Source organism: Corynebacterium accolens (assembly GCF_023520795.1).
Taxonomy (GTDB): Bacteria; Actinomycetota; Actinomycetes; order Mycobacteriales; family Mycobacteriaceae; genus Corynebacterium; species Corynebacterium accolens.
In genome coordinates this window covers 2,089,757-2,112,832 of the sequence record NZ_CP046605.1, presented here as the reverse complement: position 1 = coordinate 2,112,832, position 23,076 = coordinate 2,089,757, and the positions used below count along the sequence as shown (strand labels likewise).

The following is a 23,076-nucleotide window of genomic DNA, read 5'->3' as shown; positions in this document are numbered from 1 at the left end:
TCAAACGGAACAAAACCTGGGACACTTCACCCGCAGCTACAGAATACCGGCGTTGAGTAAGTATCTCAGGGCCGGATTCTTTTTATAGGTGGGGAAGCGCAGGCTTAAACGAGGGTTAAACGATATTTTGTAGGAATCGTTAATGTTCTCAGTCGATACAACGTCATGGTGTGTGCTTGCGGTCTGTGCGCCCTTTCGTTGCTTTGGTAGACATAGCTGGGCCAAATCGCGGGTAGCGGCTGGGATCGACTACCCTAGGCTAACGTGAGCGAGCAGAAGAATACTGAAGTAAACGATGTCCCTGAGCAGCTGCGCATCCGCCGCGAAAAGCGCGACCGCCTGCTCGAATCCGGCGTGGAGGCCTACCCGGTATCCGTCGAGCGCACCATCGCGCTAAAGGATCTGCGCCATGATTTCCGCGTAGTGGCCGAGGGCGAAGAGCCGGGCAATGAAGAGGGCGTGACCTACCTGGCCGCTGGTGAGGAAACCGAGGTCACCCACGCTATTGCCGGCCGCCTTATCTTCATGCGCAATACCGGCAAGCTGTGCTTTGCCACCTTGCAGGACGGCGATGGCACCCAGATGCAGGCCATGCTGTCGCAGGCCAAGGTGGGCAAGGAGCGCCTCGATGCCTGGAAGTCCGACGTGGACTTGGGCGACTTCATCTCCGTTAGCGGCCACGTGGTTGCTTCCCGCCGCGGCGAGCTGTCCATCATGGCTGAGGAATGGACCATGGCGGCCAAGTCCCTGCGCCCGCTGCCGGTGTCCTTCGCGGATATGGCTGAAGATACCCGCGTGCGCCAGCGCTATAACGACCTCATTATCCGCGAAGAGGCCCGCAAGAACGCCATGGTGCGCGTGAAGGTCATGCGCGCGCTGCGCAATTACCTGGAAAGCCAGGACTTTGTAGAGATCGAAACCCCGATGCTGCAGGCCCTGCACGGTGGTGCGGCCGCTCGCCCGTTTATCACCCACTCCAATGCTCTCGATATTGACCTCTACCTGCGCATTGCCCCGGAGCTGTACTTGAAGCGCGCCGTCGTTGGTGGCATCGACCGCGTCTTTGAAATCAACCGCAACTTCCGCAATGAGGGCGTGGACCGCTCCCACTCGCCGGAGTTCGCCATGCTGGAGACCTACGCCGCCTGGGGCGATTACAATGATTGCGCCCGCATGACCCGCGAGTCCATCCAGTCCGTGGCTCGCGAGGTCTTTGGTTCCACCACCGTCACGCTTGCCGACGGCACCGATTTCGACTTCGGCGGCGATCAATGGCCCGAAATCGAGATGTATCCTTCCCTGAATGAGGCCTTGCAGCGCAAGTTCCCCGGCCAGCCGGAGGTCACCATCGATACCGACGTGGAGACCCTGAAGGGAATTGCCAAGGTCATCGGCCTCGACGTGCCGAAGGGGGAAGGCTGGGGCCACGGCAAGCTGGTGGAGGAAATCTGGGAGGTCCTGTGCGAGGACCAACTGGAAGGCCCGATCTTTGTGAAGAACTTCCCGGTGGAGACCTCCCCGCTGACCCGCCAGCACCGTTCCGAGCCCGGCGTGACCGAAAAGTGGGACCTCTACGTGCGCGGCTTCGAGCTGGCCACCGGCTACTCGGAGCTTGTCGATCCCGTCGTCCAGCGCGCGCGCTTCGAGGATCAGGCCCGCCTTGCCGCCGGCGGCGATGAGGAAGCCATGGTCTTGGACGAGGACTTCCTCGCCGCGATGGAACAGGGCATGCCGCCGACGGCCGGTACCGGCATGGGCATGGACCGCCTGCTCATGGCCCTGACCGGCTTGGGCATCCGCGAGACCGTGCTCTTCCCGCTGGTAAAGCCAGAACAGAAGTAGCCATACCCGGCGCCCACTCGGTGCCCGCCCACGCGGGCACACGTTAGCGCCCCGACACCGGCTGCAGCCTCCCTTTGGCTGCAGCCTTTTTCTTTGTCTACCTCTACCTACTCCTGCCTATTTTGCGTATTTCTACGTACTTCTATCGACTTCACAAAAGTGCAACCTCCTCGGTGATATCTGAGCGAAAAATGCTACATTTCAGGGCCGAGTTTGCTCAGTTATCACCGAGGACCTATTGCATAGGAGGATGCGCATCCGAGGTTGCACAAAAGAGGTTGCGCATCGAAAGCTGCACAATCGAGGCCGAACGGGAGACGTTGCGCATCGGAGGCCGCGCTGCGAGAGGTGAGCGGCAAGCAGAGAACGATCCGGCGAGCGGCTCAGGCACCATCTGTAGGAAGCGGGCCCGCGGAGCGGTCATCGCGCAGGCGTTTGATGATGTTTTCTGCAGAAATCAGGCACATCGGCACGCCGACTCCTGGCACGGTGGTCGCACCAGCGTAGTAAAGGCCGGTCACCTTGCGCGAGGCATTGCGCCCGCGGAAGAATGCGGATTGAAAAAGCGTATGCGCTGGCCCCAAAGCCCCGCCTGACCAGGAGTGATAGCGCTCGGCAAAATCGGCGGGGCCAAGGGTGCGGGTGATGGTAATTCGCTCGTGCAGGTCTGGAATCCCGGCGGTGGCCGATAGCTGGTCGATGGCTGCTTGAGCGATCGCCTTAACGCGTGGGGACGCCTCGGGATGGTAGGCATCGCCGTGGCCAAGGTCTTCTGCAGCCGGCACGGGAATGAGGAAGAAGAGGTTTTCGTGGTCCTCGGGTGCCACATCGGCGTCGGTGGCTGAGGTTTTGGATATATAGATAGACCGCGAGGCCCCGAGCGGGCGCATAGGTTCTGGTCCAGAAAACACGGCCCGGAAATCCGGGTCCCAGTCCTGGCTGAACAAAAAGGTGTGGTGAGCTAGCTGCGGGAGTTTTCCCTGCACACCGGCGAGCACCACCACGGTGCCGAGCCCTGGATTGCGGCGGGCCCAGTAGCGCTGCGGATAGGTGCGCAGCTTCGGCGGTAAGAGGTGGGTTTCGGTATGGTGCAGGTCCGCAGCCGAGACCACAATATCGGCATCGATGTGCCCGTTTGTTGTGCGGACACCGGTGGCGCGGACGTCGGTGGCGCGGGCGGAGGAACCGCCGGCGGTGGTTATGGCGGTGACCTCTTCGCCCAAGCGGAACGTGGTGCCAAAATTTTGGGCTTGGCGGTAGATGGCCTCGACTACGGCAGCGAATCCACCGCGCGGGTAGCGCACGCCTTCCACCAAATCGGTATGGCTGAGCAGTGAATATAGCGCGGGGGTTGCGGCAGGTTCAGAGGAGAGAAAAACCGCTGGGTAGCTCAGAATCTGGCGCAGGCGCGTATCCGAAAATTTCTCATTGACATAGCGCTGCAGGCTGCTGGTTAAAAGCGCCGCGATTCGCGCTAGCCGATGCCGAATATCACTATGCACCAGGTTCAACGGCGCCGAAAAAGTGGTGTACAAAAAGTGATCGAGCGCTACCTGGTAGGCGTCGCTGGCATCTGCCAAATAGGTGCGCACCTGCTTGCCGGCGCCTGGTTCTATCGACTCGAAGAGTTGGGCCACGTTATCGGTTCCGGAGTGAATATCCACGGGGGTAGGTCGCGAGGCGCTGCCAGGAGTGGATGCGGTGGGGCTGCCGGTATAGACGCGGTAATCCGGCGAGAGTCCCACCAGATCCAGTTCCTTTTCTGTCGAGGTACCGCAGAGGGAAAAGAAGTGGTCGAAGGCATCCGGCATGAGGTACCAGGACGGTCCGGTATCCCAGCGGAACCCGGCCTCCGTATAGCTGCCCGCGCGCCCGCCGACCTCGTCTAGGGAATCTACGACGGTGACCTCGTAGCCCTCTTTGCCCAGTAGGGCAGCGGTAGCCAGGCCGGCGATGCCGGCCCCGATGACAACGGCGCGCATCATATTCTCCTTAGTCTGCAGTCTTCTTCGGGGTCCTTTACCTGCTCGCTCATCTCCGCGCGGTGCACTACCGCCCCGCGCGCCCCGCGCATCGTACGGCGCGGGCGGCCAGCCACGCCTTGGTGCGATTCGGCACGGATATGCGGGTGGTTTTTAACTCCGCGGCGGGGGTAGCAGCGAGCCGGTTGGTGAGCTCGGCAAAGATATCGGCGGCCGCGCGCACGCCAACGCGGGCGGAAAGCGGCAAGAGGTTAATGGCTTCTTCGGCGGCGGCGAGCTCGCGGCGGATTTCGGCGATGAGGGCGGATTTGGCGGCCTCGGAAAGCACGCCACCAGCAGCCTGCGGGAAATAGGCCCGGCCGAGGACCGAGGAGTCCTCGCCCAGGTCCCGCAGGAAGTTAATCTTTTGAAACGCGGAGCCCAAGTGGCGCGCACCGCGGTCCATCGCGGCGCGGTCGGCGGCAGAGACGGTCTCTTCCGCTAGGAAGACTTGCACGCACAATAGGCCGATGACCTCGGCGGAGCCGTAGATATACTCGGCGAGTTCCGCGGCGGAATACTCCCGCTGGTTAAGGTCGGCGCGCATGGAATCGAAAAAGGCCACGAGGTGCTCGCGCTGGAAGCCGCAGCGCCTAGCGGTAATGGCATAGGAGTGCACGACGGGATCGGTGTGCAGCCTTTTCTCCGGCGCCGCCAAGATAGCGGCCTCGTAGGCATCGAGCGTGGCGGCGGCATCGATGCTGGCCTGGTCAGCGGTGCCATCGACAAGCTCGTCCGCGATGCGCACCACGGCATAAAGGTGGCGGATGTCTTCGCGCACCCGCCCGCGCAAAAGGCGCGTGGCCAGGGAAAAACTGGTGGAATACTGCCCCATAACCTGCGCGGCCGCGCGCGAGGCCGCCTGGTCATAGCGAGTCAACATACTTGCAAAAGTAGCACGCGCCTGAATCACCCTAGCGGTTGGTGGCCCGCGGCTGGCCCTCGGCAAAGCCGGCGGCCGATTGCACGCCCACGGTGGCGCGCTCGTGGAAGCTAGCCAGCGAATCGGCCCCGGCGTAGGTGCAGGACGAGCGCACGCCGGAGATGATGCGGTCCACCAAATACTCCACGCCGCCGTGTTCCGGATCGAGGTAGATGCGCGAGGTGGAAATGCCTTCCTCAAACATCTCCCGGCGGGCGCGCTCGAAGGCCTCGGTGGCGGAATTGCGCCCGCGCACCGCCCGGCGCGAGGCCATGCCGAACGATTCCTTGTAAAACGATCCATCGGCGTCCTTGTGCAGGTCACCGGGCGATTCAAAGGTGCCGGCGAACCAGGAGCCAATCATCACATTGGACGCGCCCGCGGCCAGCGCCAGGGCCACGTCCCGGGGATCGCGCACGCCGCCATCGGCCCACACGTGCGCGCCGACTTCGCGGGCCGCGGCGGCGCACTCCAGCACGGCGGAAAATTGCGGCCGTCCCACGCCGGTTTGCATGCGGGTGGTGCACATCGCGCCGGGGCCCACTCCGACCTTAATAATATCCGCGCCCGCCGCGGCCAGCTCGCGCACGCCGGCGGCCGTGACCACATTGCCAGCGGCAATCGGCAGGCCCAAATCCAGGGCCTTAACCTTGCGCAGCGCCTCCAGCATGCTGTCTTGATGGCCGTGGGCGGTATCGATGACGAGGACGTCAGCGCCGGCATCGGCAAGCGCCCGCGCCCTGCCCTCAACGTCGCCATTAATGCCCACCGCGGCACCGATGTGCAGGCGCCCCTGCTTGTCGATGCCCGGCTTATACATCGTCGCCCGCAGCGCACCCTTGCGCGTCAAAATGCCCGCCAGCGTGCCATCCGGATTGACCACTGGGGCGAGCTTGCGCGAGGTTGTGCGCAGGCGGGTAAAGGCCTCCTGTGGGTCGATGCCTACCGGCAGGGTCACCAAATCCGTGGTCATGAGCTCGCCCACGGCGGTGAAATTATCCTGCCCGCGCAGATCCTTTGGCGTAATGATGCCCACGGGCAGCGCACCGTCGACCACGATGGCCGCGCCGTGGGCGCGCTTGTGCAAAAGGTTGCTGGCATAGCCCACCGTGTGGTGCGGCTTGATGGTGATAGGGGTGTCATAGACCAGGTCGGCGGCCTTCACCGAGGCGATCGTTTCCGCCGCGGCCTCCAGGCTGAGGTCTTGGGGCAGGATGGCCATGCCGCCGCGCCGGGCGATGGTCTCTGCCATGCGGCGGCCAGCCACCGCGGTCATATTCGCCACGATGAGCGGGATGGTATTGCCCGTGCCATCGGCTGCGGTGAGGTCGACCGCCTGCCGCGAGCCAACATCCGAGTGATTCGGCACCATAAATACATCCGAGTAGGTCAGCTCGTAGGGTAGGCGGGAATCATTGAGGAAATGCACTGTGGGATTGCCTAACGTGAATCGAGGGTGCAGGAAAAGACATCTAAATCATACGCCCCAAGTTTTGCAGGTTAAGCCAACTCAGTATCCTGATTTGGTGTCTCAGAATCCCGCCCCGAAAATCTCCGCAGAGGTCATAGCGAACCTCACCATCTTGGTGCTCTCCGCGATGGTGATGATCCTGAATGAAACCGCGCTTTCGGTGGCGCTGCCCACCATCATGGCGGATTTCTCCATCCCGGCGACCTCCGCGCAGTGGCTGCTGACCGGCTTCTTGCTCACCATGGGTGTGGTCATTCCCACCACCGGGTTCCTGATGGATAAATTCACCACCCGGCAGATTTTTGGCGCCTCCACCGGCGTCTTCCTGACGGGCACGGTTCTGGCGGCCCTCGCCCCGGCCTTTGGGCTGCTGCTGGTCGGCCGCGTGCTGCAAGCCGCCGGCACCGCGCTGATGATTCCTACGCTTATGACCGTGGCCATGACGCTCGTTCCACCGCAGCGCCGCGGCACCGTCATGGGTATTATCACCGTGGTCATCTCCGTGGCGCCGGCCTTGGGCCCCACCGTCGGCGGGTTCATCTTGAGTATGGCGACTTGGCACGTCATCTTCTGGACCATGGTCCCGCTCATCGCCGCCATCAGCATCGCCGGCTACTTCCGCCTGGTCAACGTGGGTGAGCGCAGGGATACCCCGCTCGATATTCCGTCGGTATTCTTATCCGCCCTGGCCTTCGGCGGGCTCATTTATGGCTTATCGTCCATCGAAAAGATGGTGGAGGGCGGCTCGCTTGCCGATGCCCTCGTGCTCCTCCTCGGCGTCCTCACCCTCATTACCTTTACCGTGCGCCAACTCCGGCTGGCTAAGGTAAACCGCGCGCTTTTGGACCTGCGCCCGTTTAAGGTCCGTAATTTCACCCTCGCGGTCATCGCCATGCTGCTCATGTTCGCCCTGCTGCTGGGTACGGTGAATATCTTGCCCATTTATCTGCAGACCTCGCTGGCGGTATCCTCGCTGGTCACCGGCCTCGTGGTGATGCCCGGCGGCCTCCTGCAGGGCGGTATTTCCCCGATTGTGGGGCGGATTTATGACGCCCTTGGCCCCCGGCCCCTGTTGATTCCCGGCGCCATCATGTTTTCTACCGGCATCTGGTTGATGACCCTGCTGACAGAAAACAGCGAGGTGTGGATGGTCATCGGCATGCATATCCTGTTCGCCGTGGGTATTGCGCTCATGATGACCCCGCTGATGACGGTCTCGTTGTCCTCGCTTCCCGATGACCTCTATTCGCACGGCTCCGCCATCTTGAATACGCTGCAGCAGCTGGCCGGCGCGGCGGGTACCGCCTTCCTCGTGGCCTTTTTGACCAGCGGTACCAAGTCCGGTCAAGCCGAGGGCATGAGCGAGGCCGCCGCCACCGCCCAAGGTGCGCACTGGGCTTTCCTTTTCGCCGGCGTGCTCTCGCTTTTCGTGCTCGTGCTCGCGCCGCTGCTCAAGCGCGTGCCCGCCGCGGACTAGCGCCGCGCGGACTAGCGCCGCGCGGAGTAACCCCTGCCGGGAGAGCGCGGACCGGTCAGCCTCACCAGCTCTCCTCCGGCGCCTACTGTGCACACAGAGGTAGCTTGAGCCGCGCGGATTCGGCATCGTCGCCCCACACCATGAAGATGGACTGAGTGCCTTCCACGGCCATGACGTAGGTCATCGGATCCTTTGAGGCCTCGTAGCTTTGGATGGTGCACCTATCGTTAGATAGCTCTACTGGGTCAGTGTCTGGGAGAACGGCATCGCGTTCTTCCACGCTGGGATAGTAGGCGGCGGTGTAGCTGAAGCCATCTCCCGAGCAGGTGATCTTCGCTTCTTGCCCGTCCTCTGGGGTGCGGGAGGAACACTCCGCGCCGAGCGTGCCGTCTTGGCCGCTGCGCGAGCCAATCAGGCTCGGATAAGCCTCCACTAGGTTCTTTTCCTTGGCATCCCAGCTGGGGTAGGACAGGAAGAACCACAACGCTCCCGCGGCGGCCACCGCGATGACGGCCAGAACGGAAATGAGCGCGATGAGCCCGCCCTTGCCCTTCTTCTTTGGCGGGGCCGCATTTATCGGTGGCATCGGCTGCTGTTGGTATTGCTGCTGGTATTGCTGTTGATACTGCGGTCCCGCCTGGTTCTGCGGCGGGAACTGCTGCTGCGGTTGCGGCGGGAAGTGTTGCTGCGGCTGGGACTCGGGTTCTTCGGCCTGTACCGATGGGAATTGCGAGGTATCGAGATCGCGCTCGGGGCGCAGCGCCGCCACGACCTCTTTAGCGCTCGAATAATCCTCCTCCGGCGTGAAGGAAGGGCACGTGGCGGCAACGAGTTCTTGGAAGGCGCGGACCGCATCGGCACCCGTCGCGCTCTCGGCCTTTTCTGAAGTTTTCTCGGCGGTTTCCTCCGCCGATTTCTCCCCATCATTCTCGGCGGATTCCTCCGCCGTGCTTGCACCGCCTGGGCCAGCGGCGGCGAGGACGGCGACCTTTTTATCCTCATCCACAAACACGCGATCGGTCTTGAGCCCGTGGACGGCGAAATCCGCGCGGTTGCGGCTAATCAGGAAATCCACCGCGCCTGCCACGGGGGTGAGGATTTCTTGGGTGTGGGAGTTGGTGGGGGCATCGGCAAGCGTGGGCAGTGCAGTACTCGAGCAGGCCTTGCGGACTAAGAACTCCTGGCCATCCGCGGTGGTGCCAGACCCCACCAGGGCGGCGAGCGCGGGGTGGTGCAGGCCGTGCAGGGCGGTAGAGGCCTTGACGATGCCCTTTGCCTTCGCCGCGAAGATCTCCACCGTAAATTCCTCGTGCGTGGAGCCATCCTCCACGGCAAAAAGGGTGGAATTAGGGCCCTCATCCAGCACTGCCTTTTCATGCAGGTTGTGCTGGGAAGCAAAGAATTCGGGAAGGTGCGGCACGGTGAGCTTATTCCTTTGTATTTACGAGGAGACAGGGAGAATGAAGAAGATTCTAGGCTAAATAGGCCCTGTTCGCTACCGGCGTACACCCATGTGAGCTGCGAGTATGGGCGGTTTGGGGCGTTTATAGGCCAATGGGGGCCAAAAAGAGGAAATCCTTTGGGGCGTGCGGCGTTACAGTGGGTACCACATTAGAAGCGAAAGTTTAGGGGAGTCATGTTCGAGAGGTTTACAGACCGTGCTCGTCGCGTCATTGTCTTGGCGCAAGAAGAAGCACGCATGCTTAACCACAACTACATCGGAACCGAGCACATCCTGCTCGGCCTTATCCACGAGGGAGAAGGTGTAGCTGCCAAGGCTCTAGAATCCATGGGCATTTCCTTGGAGGACGTGCGCCGTGAGGTAGAAGAGATCATCGGCCAGGGCAGCCAGCCGCACACCGGCCACATTCCTTTTACCCCGCGCGCCAAGAAGGTCCTCGAGCTGTCCTTGCGCGAGGGCCTGCAGATGGGGCACAAGTACATCGGCACGGAGTTCCTCTTGCTCGGACTTATCCGTGAGGGCGACGGCGTTGCCGCACAGGTGCTGACGAAGCTCGGCGCGGATCTGCCGCGCGTGCGTCAGCAGGTTATCCAGCTGCTCTCCGGCTACGAGGGTGGCCAGCAAGAAGGCGGTGGCGACTCGAATCAGGCCCCAGGCCCCATCGGTGCGGGCGCAGGCTCCGGCGCCGGCGCTGGCGGACGCGGTGGTTCCGGCGGCTCGGGCGAGCGCTCCAACTCGCTCGTGCTGGACCAATTCGGCCGCAACCTCACCCAGGCGGCAAAGGATGGCAAGCTAGACCCCGTTGTTGGCCGCGAGTCTGAGGTTGAGCGCATCATGCAGGTGCTCTCGCGCCGCACCAAGAACAACCCGGTGCTCATTGGTGAGCCCGGCGTTGGTAAGACCGCCGTGGTTGAGGGCTTGGCGCTGGACATTGTCAACGGCAAGGTCCCAGAAACGCTTAAGGACAAGCAGCTGTACTCGCTTGACCTGGGTTCTTTGGTTGCCGGTTCCCGCTACCGCGGTGACTTTGAGGAACGCCTGAAGAAGGTTCTTAAAGAAATTAACCAGCGCGGCGACATCATCTTGTTCATCGATGAGATCCACACCCTCGTCGGTGCCGGTGCTGCCGAGGGCGCCATTGACGCCGCTTCGCTGCTAAAACCCAAGCTGGCCCGCGGCGAGCTGCAGACCATCGGTGCTACCACCCTGGATGAGTACCGCAAGCACATCGAAAAGGATGCCGCGCTGGAGCGTCGTTTCCAGCCGGTGCAGGTCGATGAACCTTCGCTGGATGATACCTTCCTCATCCTGAAGGGCCTGCGCGATAAGTACGAGGCGCACCACCGCGTGTCCTACACCGATGAGGCGCTGCACGCTGCCGCGCAGCTGGCGGACCGCTACATCAATGACCGCTTCTTGCCGGATAAGGCCGTCGACCTCCTCGATGAGGCCGGTGCCCGCATGCGCATCAAGCGCATGACCGCCCCGAAGGGCCTGCGCGAGGTCGATGACCGCATCGCGGAAGTCCGCCGGGAAAAGGAAGCGGCTATCGATGCCCAAGACTTTGAAAAGGCCGCCGGCCTGCGCGATGACGAGCGTAAGCTGGGCGAGGAGCGTTCCGAGAAGGAAAAGCAGTGGCGCTCCGGCGACCTGGAGGAAATCGCCGAGGTGGGCGAGGACCAAATTGCTGAGGTTCTGGCGCACTGGACCGGCATCCCCGTGCTGAAGCTGACGGAGAAGGAATCTTCCCGCCTGCTCAACATGGAAGAAGAGCTGCACAAGCGCATCATTGGTCAAGACGAGGCGGTCAAGTCCGTCTCCCGCGCCATCCGCCGCACCCGTGCAGGCCTCAAGGATCCACGCCGTCCTTCCGGTTCCTTCATCTTCGCCGGCCCGTCCGGTGTGGGTAAGACCGAGCTGTCGAAGTCGCTGGCTAACTTCCTCTTCGGTTCGGATGATGACCTCATCCAGATCGATATGGGTGAGTTCCACGACCGCTTTACCGCCTCCCGCCTCTTCGGTGCTCCTCCGGGATACGTTGGCTACGAAGAGGGCGGCCAGCTGACCGAAAAGGTTCGCCGCAAGCCGTTCTCCGTGGTGCTTTTCGATGAGATCGAAAAGGCCCACAAGGAGATCTACAACACCTTGCTGCAGGTGCTGGAAGACGGCCGGCTTACCGATGGCCAGGGTCGCGTCGTCGACTTCAAGAACACCGTCCTCATCTTCACCTCGAACCTGGGTACCCAGGACATCTCGAAGCCGGTGGGCTTGGGCTTTACCGGCGCCAGCGAGAACGATTCGGATGCCCAGTACGAGCGCATGAAGGCCAAGGTCAACGACGAGCTGAAGAAGCACTTCCGCCCCGAGTTCCTGAACCGTATCGATGACGTCGTGGTCTTCCACCAGCTCACCCGCGAGCAGATCGTGCAGATGGTTAACCTGCTCATTGACCGCGTGGGTACCCAGCTGGAAGAGCGCGATATGGGCATCGAGCTCACCGATAAGGCCCAGAACCTCCTGGCCCAGCGCGGCTTCGACCCGGTTCTTGGTGCTCGCCCGTTGCGCCGTACCATTCAGCGCGATATCGAGGACCAGCTCTCGGAGAAGATCCTCTTCGGCGAGATTGGCGCCGGCGAGATCATCTCGGTCGACGTCGAAGGCTGGGACGGCGAGTCCAAGGACGACTCCGGCGCCACCTTCACCTTCACCCCGCGCCCGAAGCCGTTGCCGGATGACATCGATGAGCCCTCGCTTGCCGATGCCTCCGTGCGCGACAACAACCCCTCCGAAGACGCCGCCGACGGTTCCGATTCGGACAACTCCGATTCCGACGGCGACAACGGCGACGGTGACGGCAACGGCAACGGCGGCCCAGAGGGTGACGATCCGAAGGATGGTGGCCCAAAGGACGGCGGTTCCGGTTCCGACAACGACGGCATCGACACCAACGGCGAGCCAGACGTCATTTCCCCGGACGTGCCTTCGGAAAAGCCGGGCCTCGGCAACTCCGACGACGATGGCAAGAACCCGCCACCAGCAGGTGCTGGCCAGCCGATGTAACTAATCGGCCAAGCCCCGACCCGGCTCGGGCTTGGCTCGTCCCGCCGCACCCCAGCCCGGCCCGCGCGTGCCGGCTCCGCGCCTACCGGCCGCGCGCGGCGCCACATAACCACCCACGGTTCCACCGCGAACCCTGGGTGGTTTTCGTATGCGCCCACCCATGGTCAATTTGCTAACCAGCCGGGGTGGGTGAATGCCTTTGTCCGGCGGTATGGCGGTACAGCGGCCCGATGGTTCTGCGGCGCAGCGTCGTACACGGGGGTATTGCTAGAATGACCCGTTATGGGACTTCAATATCGTTCGCGCAAGAAGACCGGCAAGAATAGCTGGATAAACATTTCCGGATCCGGTGCCTCCATGTCCACGAAGATTGGGCCGGTGACCTTTAATTCCCGCGGCGGCATGTGGGTCAACCTCCCGGGCGGGCTGAACTTCCGCGGACGCTGGCGGTAGCGAGTCGCTGCGCTTTAACGCTGACAGGCCCGCCGGGCGGTTAAACCGGCAGGTGGTTAGTCCGGCAGGTGGAAGAGACCGGCGGGGTTTTGCTCGGCGAGGCCATCGTCAAGCAGCGAAGCCAGCGCGCGGGAACGCTGCGCGGCATCGGGCCAGACCACGTCGATAGCGGACTTCGGCACCGGGTGATCGGCGGCGCGCAGCACGTCTAGAATCTTGCCGCGCACCTGCCTGTCGGTCCCGGCAAATTTCTGCACGCGCTTTTTGGCGCGCGTTTGTTCCGCAGCGGAAGGCTCGGGACACCCAGCGAGCTGCCAGGCACACGTCGCGCGCAAGGGGCAGCGCTTACAATCGGGATTTTTCGCAGTACACACCAGCGCGCCGAGCTCCATGAGCGCGGCAGAAAAACGCGGCCCGTTGCGCTCGGGCAACAGCGCGGCCACAGCGGCGAGCTCGCGCTTGGAAGGTGACGGGGCGAGAAAGTTGCCGTCCTCGGCGCGGGCATAGACGCGGCGCACGTTGGTATCGACCACCGGCACGTTCTGGCCAAAGTGAAAGCACGCCACGGCGCGGGCGGTGTAGTCGCCGATTCCAGGCAGCGCGAGCAGCTCATCCACGTCCGATGGAACCTCGTCCATTACCCCCGCGCACTCCCAGAGCCGCAGCGCGCGCCGCGGGTAGCCGAGCTTGCCCCAAGCGCGCAACACCTCGGCGCGGGAGGCCTGGGCGAAGTCCGCGGGGGTGGGCCAGCGCCGCATCCACTCTTCCCAGACGGGGGCGACGCGCGCGACGGGGGTCTGCTGGCTCATGACCTCGGAAAGCAACACTCCCCAGGCGGAGGTGCCGGGGCGCCGCCAGGGCAAATCGCGTTCATTGGCGTCAAACCAGGAAAGAAGTGCGTGCGTATCCATCTCGCAGGACAGTCTAGGGCATTAAAATATACTTCATGCCATTAAGTAACGTTGCCCACGAGCCGCAGGCCGTCTGGGAGGCCCTCCAGGCCGGAAACCAGCGCGTCATCGACGGCACCATCATGGATCTCAACAAGATTTATGAGCGCGACGGGCTCACCAAGGGCCAGGATCCCCGCGTGGTGGTCCTGGCTTGCTCGGATTCCCGCGCGCCCATCGAGCACATCTTCAATATCGGCTTTGGCGATGCCTTCGTCATCCGCACCGCCGGCCACATTCTGGATGCCTCCGTGCTGGCTTCCTTGGATTATGCGCTCGACCACCTGCACCCCAACCTGTTGGTGGTCCTGGGCCACCAGTCCTGCGGTGCGGTGGCGGCCGCGGTGGATTTTGTCCGCGGCGGCGAGCTGCCCATCGGCCTGCAGCGACCCATCATCGAGAAGGTCGCGACGTCCGCGTGGACTGCGGGGCCTGATGCCACGCTTGCCGATGTCGAGCGCAAGCACACCCTCCAAACCGTCACCCAGGTCGTGGCCAGCATCCCCAACGTGCGCAAGCAGCTTGACGATGGCTCCCTCGGCATCGTCGGTGCCCGCTACCTCCTCGAGGATTCGCGCGTGGAGCCGTTGCACTCCTACGGCGTCGAGTTGACACGCGGTCCCGGCTTAGCGGATCCAGGCGCGTCTACCACTTAAAATTGGGTGCGTGAACCAGAATAAGCCCCTTCCAGAAGAGATCTATAAGCGCCGCCGGGTTGCCGCGCTTATCATCGTGATCGTCCTGGCCGTGGTGCTGATCTGGGCGGCGGTGGCCGCCTTTGGCGGCGATAGCGACGATTCTGTTGCCGCGTCCTCAGAGTCTTCGGCGGCAACCACGTCCGCAGAAACCACCAGCGAATCCTCCACCACGTCCGCGGATTCGACGAGCGAATCCGAGTCCGAGTCCGAATCCGATTCTGCCTCGGAGCCGGAAGCTAAGGATGGGGCATCGGAAAGCAAGGAGCCCGAGGAATCCGTGCACGCCGCGAAGGATACCTGCTCGCTAGAGGACTTGGAGGTGCGCACCTCCATGCTCAACTACTCCGTGCCGGACGGCGAACTGCCGAAGTTCTTCATGACCGTCACCAACCCCACCGCCGCGGATTGCAAGATCGACTTGGACGAGAACTCGCTGCGCTTCGAGGTCTACAAGATGGCCGATAACCAGCGCGTATGGTCCGATACCGATTGCTACGCCTCCGTGCAGACCGGCGAGCAGACCTTCCCCGCGGGCAAGGACCTGAAATTCGAGGCCGAATGGTCCCGCCAGGCATCCGAGCCAGGTAAGTGCACCGACCGACCGACCGCCGAGCCAGGCGCTTACTTCGCCCACACGGTCATTGGCGATAATTCCTCTCCGCCGCAGGACTTCACCCTCCGCTAAGCGCGCGGCCTCCTTGCAGTCGGCCGCGCGGAACCAGCTCGGGCGGAAGCATCCCGCGCGGGAGTCCGCGCCGCCGGAGCGCCCTCCCCTCGGCAACAGCTTGGCAAGAACCAATCACCGGTTACGGTTGAACTACGGCTGGACTGCGGCGAGGGCCTCGCCAAGCGTTGCGACTTGCCGCACCTGCATGCCGTCCACGGGGTTGATTTCCCCGCGCGGGATAATCGCCCGCTTGTATCCCAGCCGCGCCGCTTCCTGCAGGCGCCGCTCAATATTCGGCACGGGCCGCAGCTCGCCGGCCAAGCCCACCTCGCCAATGACCACCGTCTTCGCCGGCAGCGGCTGCTCGTGCAGCGAGGACCAGGTAGCCAGCGCCACCGCGAGGTCGGTTGCGGTTTCGGTAATCCGCATGCCGCCCACCGTGGCCACATAAGCATCCTTATCGTTAGTGCGCTGGCCGGCGCGCGCCTGCAATACGGCGAGCACCATGGGCACGCGGTTGGCATCGAGTCCCGTGACCACGCGCCGCGGGTTCTTCGCCACGGGGTCCACGGTCAGCGCCTGGACCTCGGCGAGGATGGGCCGCACGCCGTCCATGGCAACGGTTACCGCGGAGCCATCCGGAGTCGTGCCGCGGTGGGAGAGGAAGAGCCCCGACGGGTCCGCGACCTCCCGAATACCCCCGGCGGTTTGCTCGAAACAACCCACCTCATCGGTCGCGCCGAAGCGGTTTTTCATCCCGCGCAGCATGCGGAGGCTGGACTGGCGGTCGCCTTCGAAGTTTAAGACGACATCGACAAGATGCTCCAAAACCCGCGGTCCCGCCACGTTTCCGTCCTTGGTCACGTGCCCCACCAGCAGCACGGGGATGCCGGTGGATTTCGCCAGGGAGGTCAGCGCCGCGGTCACGGCGCGCGATTGCGCGACGCCGCCGGGCACGCCTTCTACCCCCACTGCATGCATGGTCTGCACGGAGTCCACGATAATGAGGCCGGGTTTGACGGCATCGACATGCCCAAAGACGGCGTCCAGGTTGGATTCGGCCGCGAGGTACAGCGATTCTTGCAGCGCCCCGGTGCGCTCGGCGCGGGCGCGGACCTGGCCGGCGGATTCCTCGGCGGTGGCGTAGAGGACGGTGCGGCCGAGCTGGGCCCAGCGGGAGGCGACCTCGAGTAGCAGCGTGGATTTGCCCACGCCGGGCTCGCCGGCCATGAGTACCACCGAGCCTGGCACGATGCCGGAGCCCAGCACGCGGTCAAGCTCGCCGATGCCCGTGCGTACCGTCTTCGTCGCCTGCGCGCCCACCTGCGTGATGGGCTGCACTGGGCTCGCAGGCGCCACGCTCGCATGCCCGCCGCTTGCCGATGCCCCCGCCACCACTGGCGCCTTTTCCTCCATCGTCCCCCACGAACCGCAATCCGGGCAGCGCCCGAGCCACTTGGGGGAGACATAACCGCATTCGGAGCAGGTGTGGATGGGGCGAGATTTTTTGGCCATGGTGTAGAGCCTAGAACGTGGCGGCCAAAACGACGAACGCGCCCGTACTCCGCGGAAAGAGTAGGGCGCGCGTGCGGTGGGCTATTAGTGGTGCGAGTGACCGGTGTTCGCGTCGGTGGTATAGCCCTCTGGGGATTCCACGTCGCGGTCGTACTTACCGGACTCCATCTGGGAGGCGGCGACGGTGGCGTCGATCTCGATGGTGCCGTTGGAGAACTCGAAGGTCACCGGGCGGTGGCCGGCGTAGCCAAAGTCATCGTTATCCAGGTGGGTGGCCACGTACTGCACGGTCTCGGAATCGTGATCCGGGGTTGCGTCCAGGTTCTTCTGGGAGTCCGCCACGATGGAGTGATCGCGCTTGAGCGGCTGGGTCTGCTTCATCTCGACGGTCTGGCCGTCCACCTTCACGGACTTCAAGGTGATGACATCGGTTTCATAGCCCTGGTTGACGGCGTTGAACTTCAAAGCGGCGCCACCGTCTGGCTCGGCCAGGATGGTGACATCGCGGACGGCAATCTTATCGTCATCGGTGCTGGCAGAAGCGCCATCAACCGCAGCTACCTTCTCTGCCGTCTGGGCGACGTGGCCTGCCGAGCACGAAGCCAGCGCCAAAGCGGAGACGGCGGTAACGGAAATAATGGCACCGCGGCGGGCGGCGGACTTCAGGGACTGCACGTTGAGCATCCTCCATCAATTGCGATCTCAGGGCTTATCAAATCTTTAGCCTAGTCCCTTTCGATATAAAGTACACAGTTTCTCGCTAAGCTAGCGGGTAGTCCGTGGGGGTAATCGGGGGTATCCGGTGGTAGGCATGCCGCGCGTGATAAAATGGCGGCCTTAGTTATCGGCATATTCACGGGATTATAAGGAGTGGCAATGGAATATAAGGTCGGCGAGGTCGTCGTCTACCCGCACCACGGCGCGGCGGTCATCGAGGATATCGAAACCCGCGAAATGGGCGGCGAAGAGTTGGAATACCTCGTGCTGCACATTAACCAATCCGATCTCGTCGTCCGCGTGCCCAAGAAGAATGCGGATAACGTCGGCGTGCGCGATGTCGTGGGCAAGGAGGGCCTAGAAAAGGTCTTTTCCGTGCTGCGCGATGAGGACGTGGAAGAAGCCGGCAACTGGTCCCGCCGCTACAAAGCCAACCAGGAGCGCCTGGCCTCCGGCGATATCAACAAGGTCGCAGAAGTAGTGCGCGATCTGTGGCGCCGCGATCAGGACCGCGGCTTGTCCGCCGGAGAGAAGCGCATGCTGGGCAAGGCCCGCACCATCTTGGTGGGCGAGCTGGCGCTGGCGCAGCCGGTCGATGACAAAAAGGCCGATACCATGATGGAAGAAATCGACGCCACCATCGAGCGCCACCGCGCCGCAGGTCTAGTCGATGATCAGTCCATCACCACCGATATCGACAACGACATCGATCTCGATGACCTCTCCTTCGACGACGAAGACTAAACCCCGCGTTATCGCCTTAATCGCCGCGGCCGGGCAAGGCACCCGCCTCGGCGCGGAGGTGCCCAAGGCCTACGTCGAACTTCGCGGCCGCACCCTCCTGGAGCGATCCGTGCGCATCATGGCCAACTCCGGACTCGTGGACGAGGTCATCGCGGTGGTGAGCCCGGCTATGGAGGGGGAAGCTGGGGGCATCGTCAAGCGCGTGGGCGCAGATATCCCGGTGCGCCTGGTGCATGGGCGCGGCGAGCGCGCCGATTCCATTTGGGCCGGCCTGCAGGCAATTCCGGACGAGGATGCCGTGGTGCTCATCCATGATGCCGCCCGTGCGCTTACGCCCACCGCGATGGTCGAGCGGGTGGCGCGGCGCGTTCTTGCCGGTGCGCCCGCCGTCATTCCGGTGGTTCCCGTGACCGATACCATCAAGGAAGTTACCGGTAACGCCGTGGTTGGCACCCCCGATCGCGCCCGCCTGCGCGCCGTGCAGACCCCGCAGGGTTTCCGCCTCGCCGCGCTGCGCCAGGCCAACCTGGATTATTGGCGTGACCAGCCGGATTTCACCGCCACGGACGATGCCAGCCTGATGGAATGGCACGGCCAGCGCGTGGAGACCGTGCCGGGCGATATCCTCGCCTTCAAAATCACCACCCCCACGGACCTGACCCTGGCCCACGCCCTTGCAGAGGAGCAGCATGACTGAGCCCATCATCCCCCGCGTCGGCATCGCGACCGACGCCCACCAGATCGAAGCCGGCAAGCCTTGTTGGATTGCCGGGCTGCTTTTCGATGACGCCCCCGGCTGCGAAGGCCACTCCGACGGCGACGTCGTAGCCCACGCGCTTGTCGATGCCCTCCTTTCCGCCTCCCACCTCGGCGATCTCGGCTCCTTCGTGGGGGTGGGCCGGCCCGAATACGATGGGGTCTCCGGCGCCCAGCTCCTGCGCGAGTGCCGCGAGCTGCTGGAAGCGGAAGGTTTTATCATCGGCAATGCCGCCGCCCAGCTCATTGGCCAGACGCCGAAGATGGGCCCGCGCCGCGAGGAAGCCGAGGCCGTGCTTTCGGAAATCCTCGGCGCTGATGTGTCCATTTCTGCCACCACGACCGACCATTTGGGCTTTACCGGCCGCAAAGAGGGCCGCGCGGCGGTAGCAACGGCCGTTGTCTGGCGGCGCCAACACTAACCCCGCGCACGGGTGATTTAGACTGGGTGGCGTGAGTACTTTGCGCATTTTTGACACAGCCACCCGCAGCCAACGCGACTTCGAGCCGATTCGCCCCGGCCACGCCTCCATCTACTTGTGTGGCGCCACCCCGCAGGCGCAGCCGCACATCGGTCACCTGCGCTCCGGCGTGGCTTTCGATATCCTGCGCCGCTGGCTGCTCGCGCAAGGCTATGACGTCGCGCTCGTGCGCAATGTCACCGATATCGATGACAAGATCCTCACCAAGGCCGCCGAGAATAATCGCCCCTGGTGGGAGTGGGTGTCCACTTATGAGCGCGAGTTCACCAAGGCTTATAACCTGCTCGGCGTGCTCCCGCCGTCCGTGGAGCCGCGCGCGACGGGCTTTGTCACCCAGATGGTCGAGTACATGCAGCGGCTTATCGATGCCGGTTTTGCCTACCCCGTTCCCGCCCCCGATGGCGCGGCCGGATCCGTGTATTTTGACGTCGAGGCCTGGACCAAGGCGGAGGGATCCGACTACGGCGCGCTATCTGGCAACCGCGTCGAGGAGATGGAACAGGGCGAGTCAGACAACGCGGGCAAGCGCAGCCCTCTCGACTTCGCCCTGTGGAAGGCCGCGAAGCCGGGCGAGCCGAGCTGGCCCACCCCGTGGGGTCGCGGCCGCCCGGGCTGGCACCTGGAGTGCTCCGCCATGTCTACCTACTACCTGGGCTCTAATTTCGATATCCACTGCGGCGGCTTGGACCTGCAATTCCCGCACCACGAAAACGAGATCGCGCAATCGCACGCGGCCGGCGATAAGTTTGCCAATTACTGGATGCACAACCACTGGGTGACCATGGCTGGCGAGAAGATGTCGAAATCGCTCGGCAACGTGCTTTCCATCTCGAACATGCTGGAGCTCGTGCGCCCGGTGGAGCTGCGCTACTACCTGGGTTCTGCGCATTACCGCTCCGTGCTGGAATACTCCGAATCCGCCCTGACGGAGGCGGCGGCGGGCTACCGGCGTATTGAGGGCTTCGTCAAGCGCTTTGCAGGCGTCGAACGCGGCGACTGGACGCCGGACTTCGAGGACGCCATGAATGACGATATCGCCGTGCCCAAGGCGCTGGCCGCCATCCACACCACCGTGCGCGCGGGCAATAAGGACTTGGCGGCCGGGGACGAGGACGCCGCTCGCGCGAAGGCCGCCCAGGTGCGCGGGATGGCGCACGTACTTGGATTTGACCCGCTGGAGTGGGAAGATGGAGGCGAAGCTAGCGGGGCAGATGCGGCGCTCGATGCGCTGGTCCAGGCAGAACTGGAACGGCGCACGCAGGCCCGCGCGGAAAAAGACTTCGCTACTGCCGATGCCGTGCGTGACCGCCTCACTGCCGCCGGCATCACCATTACCGATACCCCAGACGGCCCCACGTGGTCGTTGACCCAGCGCTAGGCAGCTTTCTGCTGTTATTTCCGCTGGTTATTGAACGGTTTCCTCGAAAGGACTGAAACGATGGCACGAACCCATGGCCGCGGTGGCGCGGGCATCCGCAAGACGAATAAGAAGGGCGCTACCAAAGGCTCCGGCGGTCAACGACGCAAGGGCCTAGAAGGCAAGGGCCCCACCCCAAAGGCCGAGGACCGCGTCTACCACGCCAAGCACAAGGCGAAGCTGGAGCGCGAGCGCCGCAACTCTGGGCGTCACCAGAAAGAAACCGCAGAGATGGTGGTGGGCCGCAACCCGGTCATCGAGTGTCTGCACGCCAAGGTGCCGGCCACCACGCTTTACATCGCTGCCGGAACGCGCAATGATAAGCGGCTTTCTGAGGCCGTGTCCATGTGCAATACCCGCAATATCCCCATCATCGAGGTTCAGCGCCACGAGATGGACCGCATGACGGGAAATGGCATGCACCAGGGCATCGGCTTGCAGATCCCGCCGTACAAGTACGCCGCGGTGGAGGATTTGATTGCCAACGCCGCCGAGAACCCGCGCCCCGGCATGTTCGTCATCCTGGATAACATCACCGATCCGCGCAACCTGGGCGCCGTCATCCGTTCCGTGGCCGCTTTCGGCGGCGATGGCGTGATCATCCCGGAACGCCGTTCGGCTTCTGTCACCGCGGTGGCGTGGCGCACCTCGGCTGGCACCGCGGCCCGCTTGCCGGTCGCCCGCGCAACGAATATCACCCGCACCGTGAAGGAATTCCAGAAAAACGGCTACCAGGTCGTCGGCCTCGACGCCGGCGGCGATCACACGCTGGATACCTATGAAGGCGGCACGGACCCCGTGGTCATCGTCATCGGCTCCGAGGGCAAGGGAATTTCGCGCTTGGTCAGCGAGACCTGCGATGTCCTCATGTCCATTCCCATGACCGGGTGGGTCGAATCCCTCAACGCCTCCGTTGCCGCGGGCTCGGTGCTATCCGAGTTTGCACGCCAGCGCCGCGTCGCCGACAAATAACCCATTCCCGCCGCGCCAGCTCGCCGCGACGGATAAGCGTCACCCACGTTCGGTGCTGGCAAAGTCGAGCGCGCAGAATCGCCTCCACAGCCGCCGGTGCGGTTGTCGGCGCAACTAGCGTTAAGGCGCACTGGGTCCTTTGCGGGGCACAACGTTCTCAGTGCGAATCGTTGTGGCCTGCAACAATTAACCATTATCTGCCCAGGGTGGCAGCCATCGGATGGTTCCGTTGACCCGGGCTAAGTGCCCGCGCAGGGGCGGGGCGTTGGGATCATCGTCGTTCACGCCATTGTGGTACGGACAAGCGATGGTCAAGTTTCCCGGGTTAGTCTCGCCGCCATTTTTCCAGGCATTGAGGTGGTGAACCTGGCATTCATCGGCGGGATAACGGCACTCCGGCCATGGGCAGACCGGGTTTTCGGCCGCTGCCATCAGGCGTTGCTTTGCAGAAGCAAAGCGCGAGGTGCGGTAGAGGTTGACCGGACCTTCCACTGGATGGATGAGCGTGACGTATCCGTGCTCGGTAAACGCCCGTCGCACCAGCTCAGCGCCGGTCATCGTGGCGCCATTGGTCAGCTGGACCACGACATCGCCGTTAGAGTCAGAACCATGGGGAGAGTCAGCGCCAGCGGCGGCGTTGGAGGCGGAACCGGCGCTGGGCTTCGAGTTTGTGCCGGCTGATGAGCCGGCGCGGGCGTTGGAACTCGAGCCGGGCTGAGGGCTAGTGCTAGAGCCAGGCTTGTGGTCAGTGGCAGACTTGGAGCCAGCGGCGGGCTTGGGGCCGGAGCCGAAATCGACGATGCGGTCGAGCTCATCGAGGCGAAGCACGACATTGGTTGTCACGCTGGGGCGGGCGGCGGCCTCGCCGTGGAAGATATTCTGCACGGAGGCAAGCGGGGCATCTTTATCAATCGCGGCGTGCATATCGGCGATATCGGCGGACGGGCCGGTAATGGACATGGTCCACGGGCCGTCGGCGCGGCGATAAATCTTTACGCCGGGCTGGCGCTTGACGGGGCCTTTGAGTTCCTTGACGCGGGCGCGGCCCCGCTTATCAATATCCGAGACCTTCCCCTTCATCCCACACAATTCGCGCCGCAGCGCCCAGGCATCGCGCTTCTTCTTCAGCTTGGCGGCGTGGCGCTCGATGGTGAGCAGGGCCGTCAGGCTGTGCCCGTTGGTGCGGCTGGCGGCGATGGATTCGCGTTGTTGGCGGCGGAAGGCGGTGGTGCCGAAGTAGGTCTCGGCAAGCGTGAGCAGGCGGGTGGCGGTGGTATTGGGGCACCCGGCCGCAAGCAGCGCGCGCAGCGAGAGGCCGTGGCAGTCGGCGATGATATCCATGCCGGGTGCCAGGCCCTTGAGAAAAGTCTGCAGCGCGTTCATGCCCCAGAGATTAAAGAGCCCCGCAAGCCCGCGCTAGCCGATGCCCCACCTCCCTGTGGACAACTAC

General features: G+C 63.5%; 19 protein-coding genes. 11 read left to right on the top strand and 8 right to left on the bottom strand.

Annotated features, from left to right (window positions below):
• The first annotated feature begins 264 nt into the window (after positions 1 to 264).
• Positions 265 to 1,842: a lysine--tRNA ligase gene (gene lysS, locus CACC_RS10040; RefSeq protein ID WP_005279522.1), complete on the top strand. Its 1,578-nt coding sequence runs from the start codon at positions 265 to 267 to the stop codon at positions 1,840 to 1,842.
• 383 nt (positions 1,843 to 2,225) lie between these two features.
• On the opposite strand, the gene crtI is transcribed toward lysS, so the two are convergent.
• From crtI to CACC_RS10025, 3 genes are all read right to left on the bottom strand, one after another.
• Positions 2,226 to 3,827: a phytoene desaturase family protein gene (crtI, locus tag CACC_RS10035; RefSeq protein ID WP_005279523.1), complete on the bottom strand. Its 1,602-nt coding sequence runs from the start codon at positions 3,825 to 3,827 to the stop codon at positions 2,226 to 2,228.
• A 64-nt stretch (positions 3,828 to 3,891) separates the two neighbouring features.
• Complete coding sequence (locus tag CACC_RS10030; protein ID WP_005279524.1) at positions 3,892 to 4,746, bottom strand: phytoene/squalene synthase family protein; 855 nt, start codon at positions 4,744 to 4,746, stop codon at positions 3,892 to 3,894.
• Between the two features lie 31 nt (positions 4,747 to 4,777).
• On the bottom strand, positions 4,778 to 6,214 hold the full coding sequence (locus CACC_RS10025; protein WP_005279526.1) for a GuaB1 family IMP dehydrogenase-related protein: 1,437 nt from the start codon (positions 6,212 to 6,214) through the stop codon (positions 4,778 to 4,780).
• Between the two features lie 97 nt (positions 6,215 to 6,311).
• On the opposite strand from CACC_RS10025, the gene CACC_RS10020 reads away from it, so the two are divergent.
• Positions 6,312 to 7,733, top strand: coding sequence for an MDR family MFS transporter (locus tag CACC_RS10020; protein ID WP_035108561.1), 1,422 nt, complete (start codon positions 6,312 to 6,314; stop codon positions 7,731 to 7,733).
• 82 nt (positions 7,734 to 7,815) lie between these two features.
• Here CACC_RS10020 and CACC_RS10015 read toward each other — a convergent pair whose 3' ends face one another.
• Positions 7,816 to 9,153 carry a hypothetical protein gene (locus CACC_RS10015; RefSeq protein WP_005279529.1) on the bottom strand — a complete coding sequence of 446 codons (1,338 nt, stop codon included), beginning with the start codon at positions 9,151 to 9,153 and terminating at the stop codon, positions 7,816 to 7,818.
• A 216-nt stretch (positions 9,154 to 9,369) separates the two neighbouring features.
• On the opposite strand from CACC_RS10015, the gene CACC_RS10010 reads away from it, so the two are divergent.
• Positions 9,370 to 12,255: an ATP-dependent Clp protease ATP-binding subunit gene (locus CACC_RS10010; protein ID WP_249852940.1), complete on the top strand. Its 2,886-nt coding sequence runs from the start codon at positions 9,370 to 9,372 to the stop codon at positions 12,253 to 12,255.
• Positions 12,256 to 12,537: 282 nt separating this feature from the next.
• Positions 12,538 to 12,708, top strand: coding sequence for a DUF4236 domain-containing protein (locus tag CACC_RS10005; protein WP_081443674.1), 171 nt, complete (start codon positions 12,538 to 12,540; stop codon positions 12,706 to 12,708).
• Between the two features lie 56 nt (positions 12,709 to 12,764).
• Here the strand turns inward: CACC_RS10005 and CACC_RS10000 are convergent, their stop codons facing one another.
• The gene (locus CACC_RS10000; protein ID WP_005279533.1) at positions 12,765 to 13,619 is read right to left on the bottom strand and encodes an HhH-GPD family protein; all 855 of its coding nucleotides are present in this window, start codon (positions 13,617 to 13,619) and stop codon (positions 12,765 to 12,767) included.
• Between the two features lie 35 nt (positions 13,620 to 13,654).
• Between CACC_RS10000 and CACC_RS09995 the strand changes: the two genes are divergently transcribed.
• Positions 13,655 to 14,314: a carbonic anhydrase gene (locus CACC_RS09995; RefSeq protein WP_005279535.1), complete on the top strand. Its 660-nt coding sequence runs from the start codon at positions 13,655 to 13,657 to the stop codon at positions 14,312 to 14,314.
• A 10-nt stretch (positions 14,315 to 14,324) separates the two neighbouring features.
• Positions 14,325 to 15,041, top strand: a complete 717-nt coding sequence (locus CACC_RS09990) for a hypothetical protein (RefSeq protein WP_005279538.1) — start codon at positions 14,325 to 14,327, stop codon at positions 15,039 to 15,041.
• A gap of 132 nt (positions 15,042 to 15,173) precedes the next feature.
• Here CACC_RS09990 and radA read toward each other — a convergent pair whose 3' ends face one another.
• Together radA and CACC_RS09980 are read right to left on the bottom strand one after the other, a co-directional pair.
• Positions 15,174 to 16,538, bottom strand: coding sequence for a DNA repair protein RadA (radA, locus tag CACC_RS09985; protein WP_035108538.1), 1,365 nt, complete (start codon positions 16,536 to 16,538; stop codon positions 15,174 to 15,176).
• An 84-nt stretch (positions 16,539 to 16,622) separates the two neighbouring features.
• The gene (locus CACC_RS09980; RefSeq protein ID WP_005279542.1) at positions 16,623 to 17,222 is read right to left on the bottom strand and encodes a hypothetical protein; all 600 of its coding nucleotides are present in this window, start codon (positions 17,220 to 17,222) and stop codon (positions 16,623 to 16,625) included.
• A gap of 192 nt (positions 17,223 to 17,414) precedes the next feature.
• On the opposite strand from CACC_RS09980, the gene CACC_RS09975 reads away from it, so the two are divergent.
• Genes CACC_RS09975 through rlmB form a run of 5 tightly spaced genes read left to right on the top strand, consistent with a single transcriptional unit; the run spans position 17,415 to position 21,626 of the window.
• Positions 17,415 to 17,999 carry a CarD family transcriptional regulator gene (locus CACC_RS09975; protein ID WP_005279544.1) on the top strand — a complete coding sequence of 195 codons (585 nt, stop codon included), beginning with the start codon at positions 17,415 to 17,417 and terminating at the stop codon, positions 17,997 to 17,999.
• A complete protein-coding gene (gene ispD, locus CACC_RS09970) occupies positions 17,971 to 18,696 on the top strand; it encodes a 2-C-methyl-D-erythritol 4-phosphate cytidylyltransferase (RefSeq protein WP_005279546.1) in 726 nt (241 codons plus the stop codon). The genes CACC_RS09975 and ispD overlap by 29 nt, the downstream gene beginning before the upstream one ends.
• Complete coding sequence (gene ispF / locus CACC_RS09965) at positions 18,689 to 19,177, top strand: 2-C-methyl-D-erythritol 2,4-cyclodiphosphate synthase (RefSeq protein ID WP_005279548.1); 489 nt, start codon at positions 18,689 to 18,691, stop codon at positions 19,175 to 19,177. The genes ispD and ispF overlap by 8 nt, the downstream gene beginning before the upstream one ends.
• Positions 19,178 to 19,208: 31 nt before the next feature.
• A complete protein-coding gene (gene cysS / locus CACC_RS09960) occupies positions 19,209 to 20,615 on the top strand; it encodes a cysteine--tRNA ligase (protein ID WP_005279550.1) in 1,407 nt (468 codons plus the stop codon).
• A 60-nt stretch (positions 20,616 to 20,675) separates the two neighbouring features.
• Positions 20,676 to 21,626, top strand: a complete 951-nt coding sequence (gene rlmB / locus CACC_RS09955; RefSeq protein ID WP_005279551.1) for a 23S rRNA (guanosine(2251)-2'-O)-methyltransferase RlmB — start codon at positions 20,676 to 20,678, stop codon at positions 21,624 to 21,626.
• 186 nt (positions 21,627 to 21,812) lie between these two features.
• Here rlmB and CACC_RS09950 read toward each other — a convergent pair whose 3' ends face one another.
• Entirely contained in the window at positions 21,813 to 23,009 is a 1,197-nt protein-coding gene (locus tag CACC_RS09950; RefSeq protein ID WP_005279552.1) for an HNH endonuclease signature motif containing protein, read from the bottom strand.
• Positions 23,010 to 23,076: the final 67 nt, after the last annotated feature.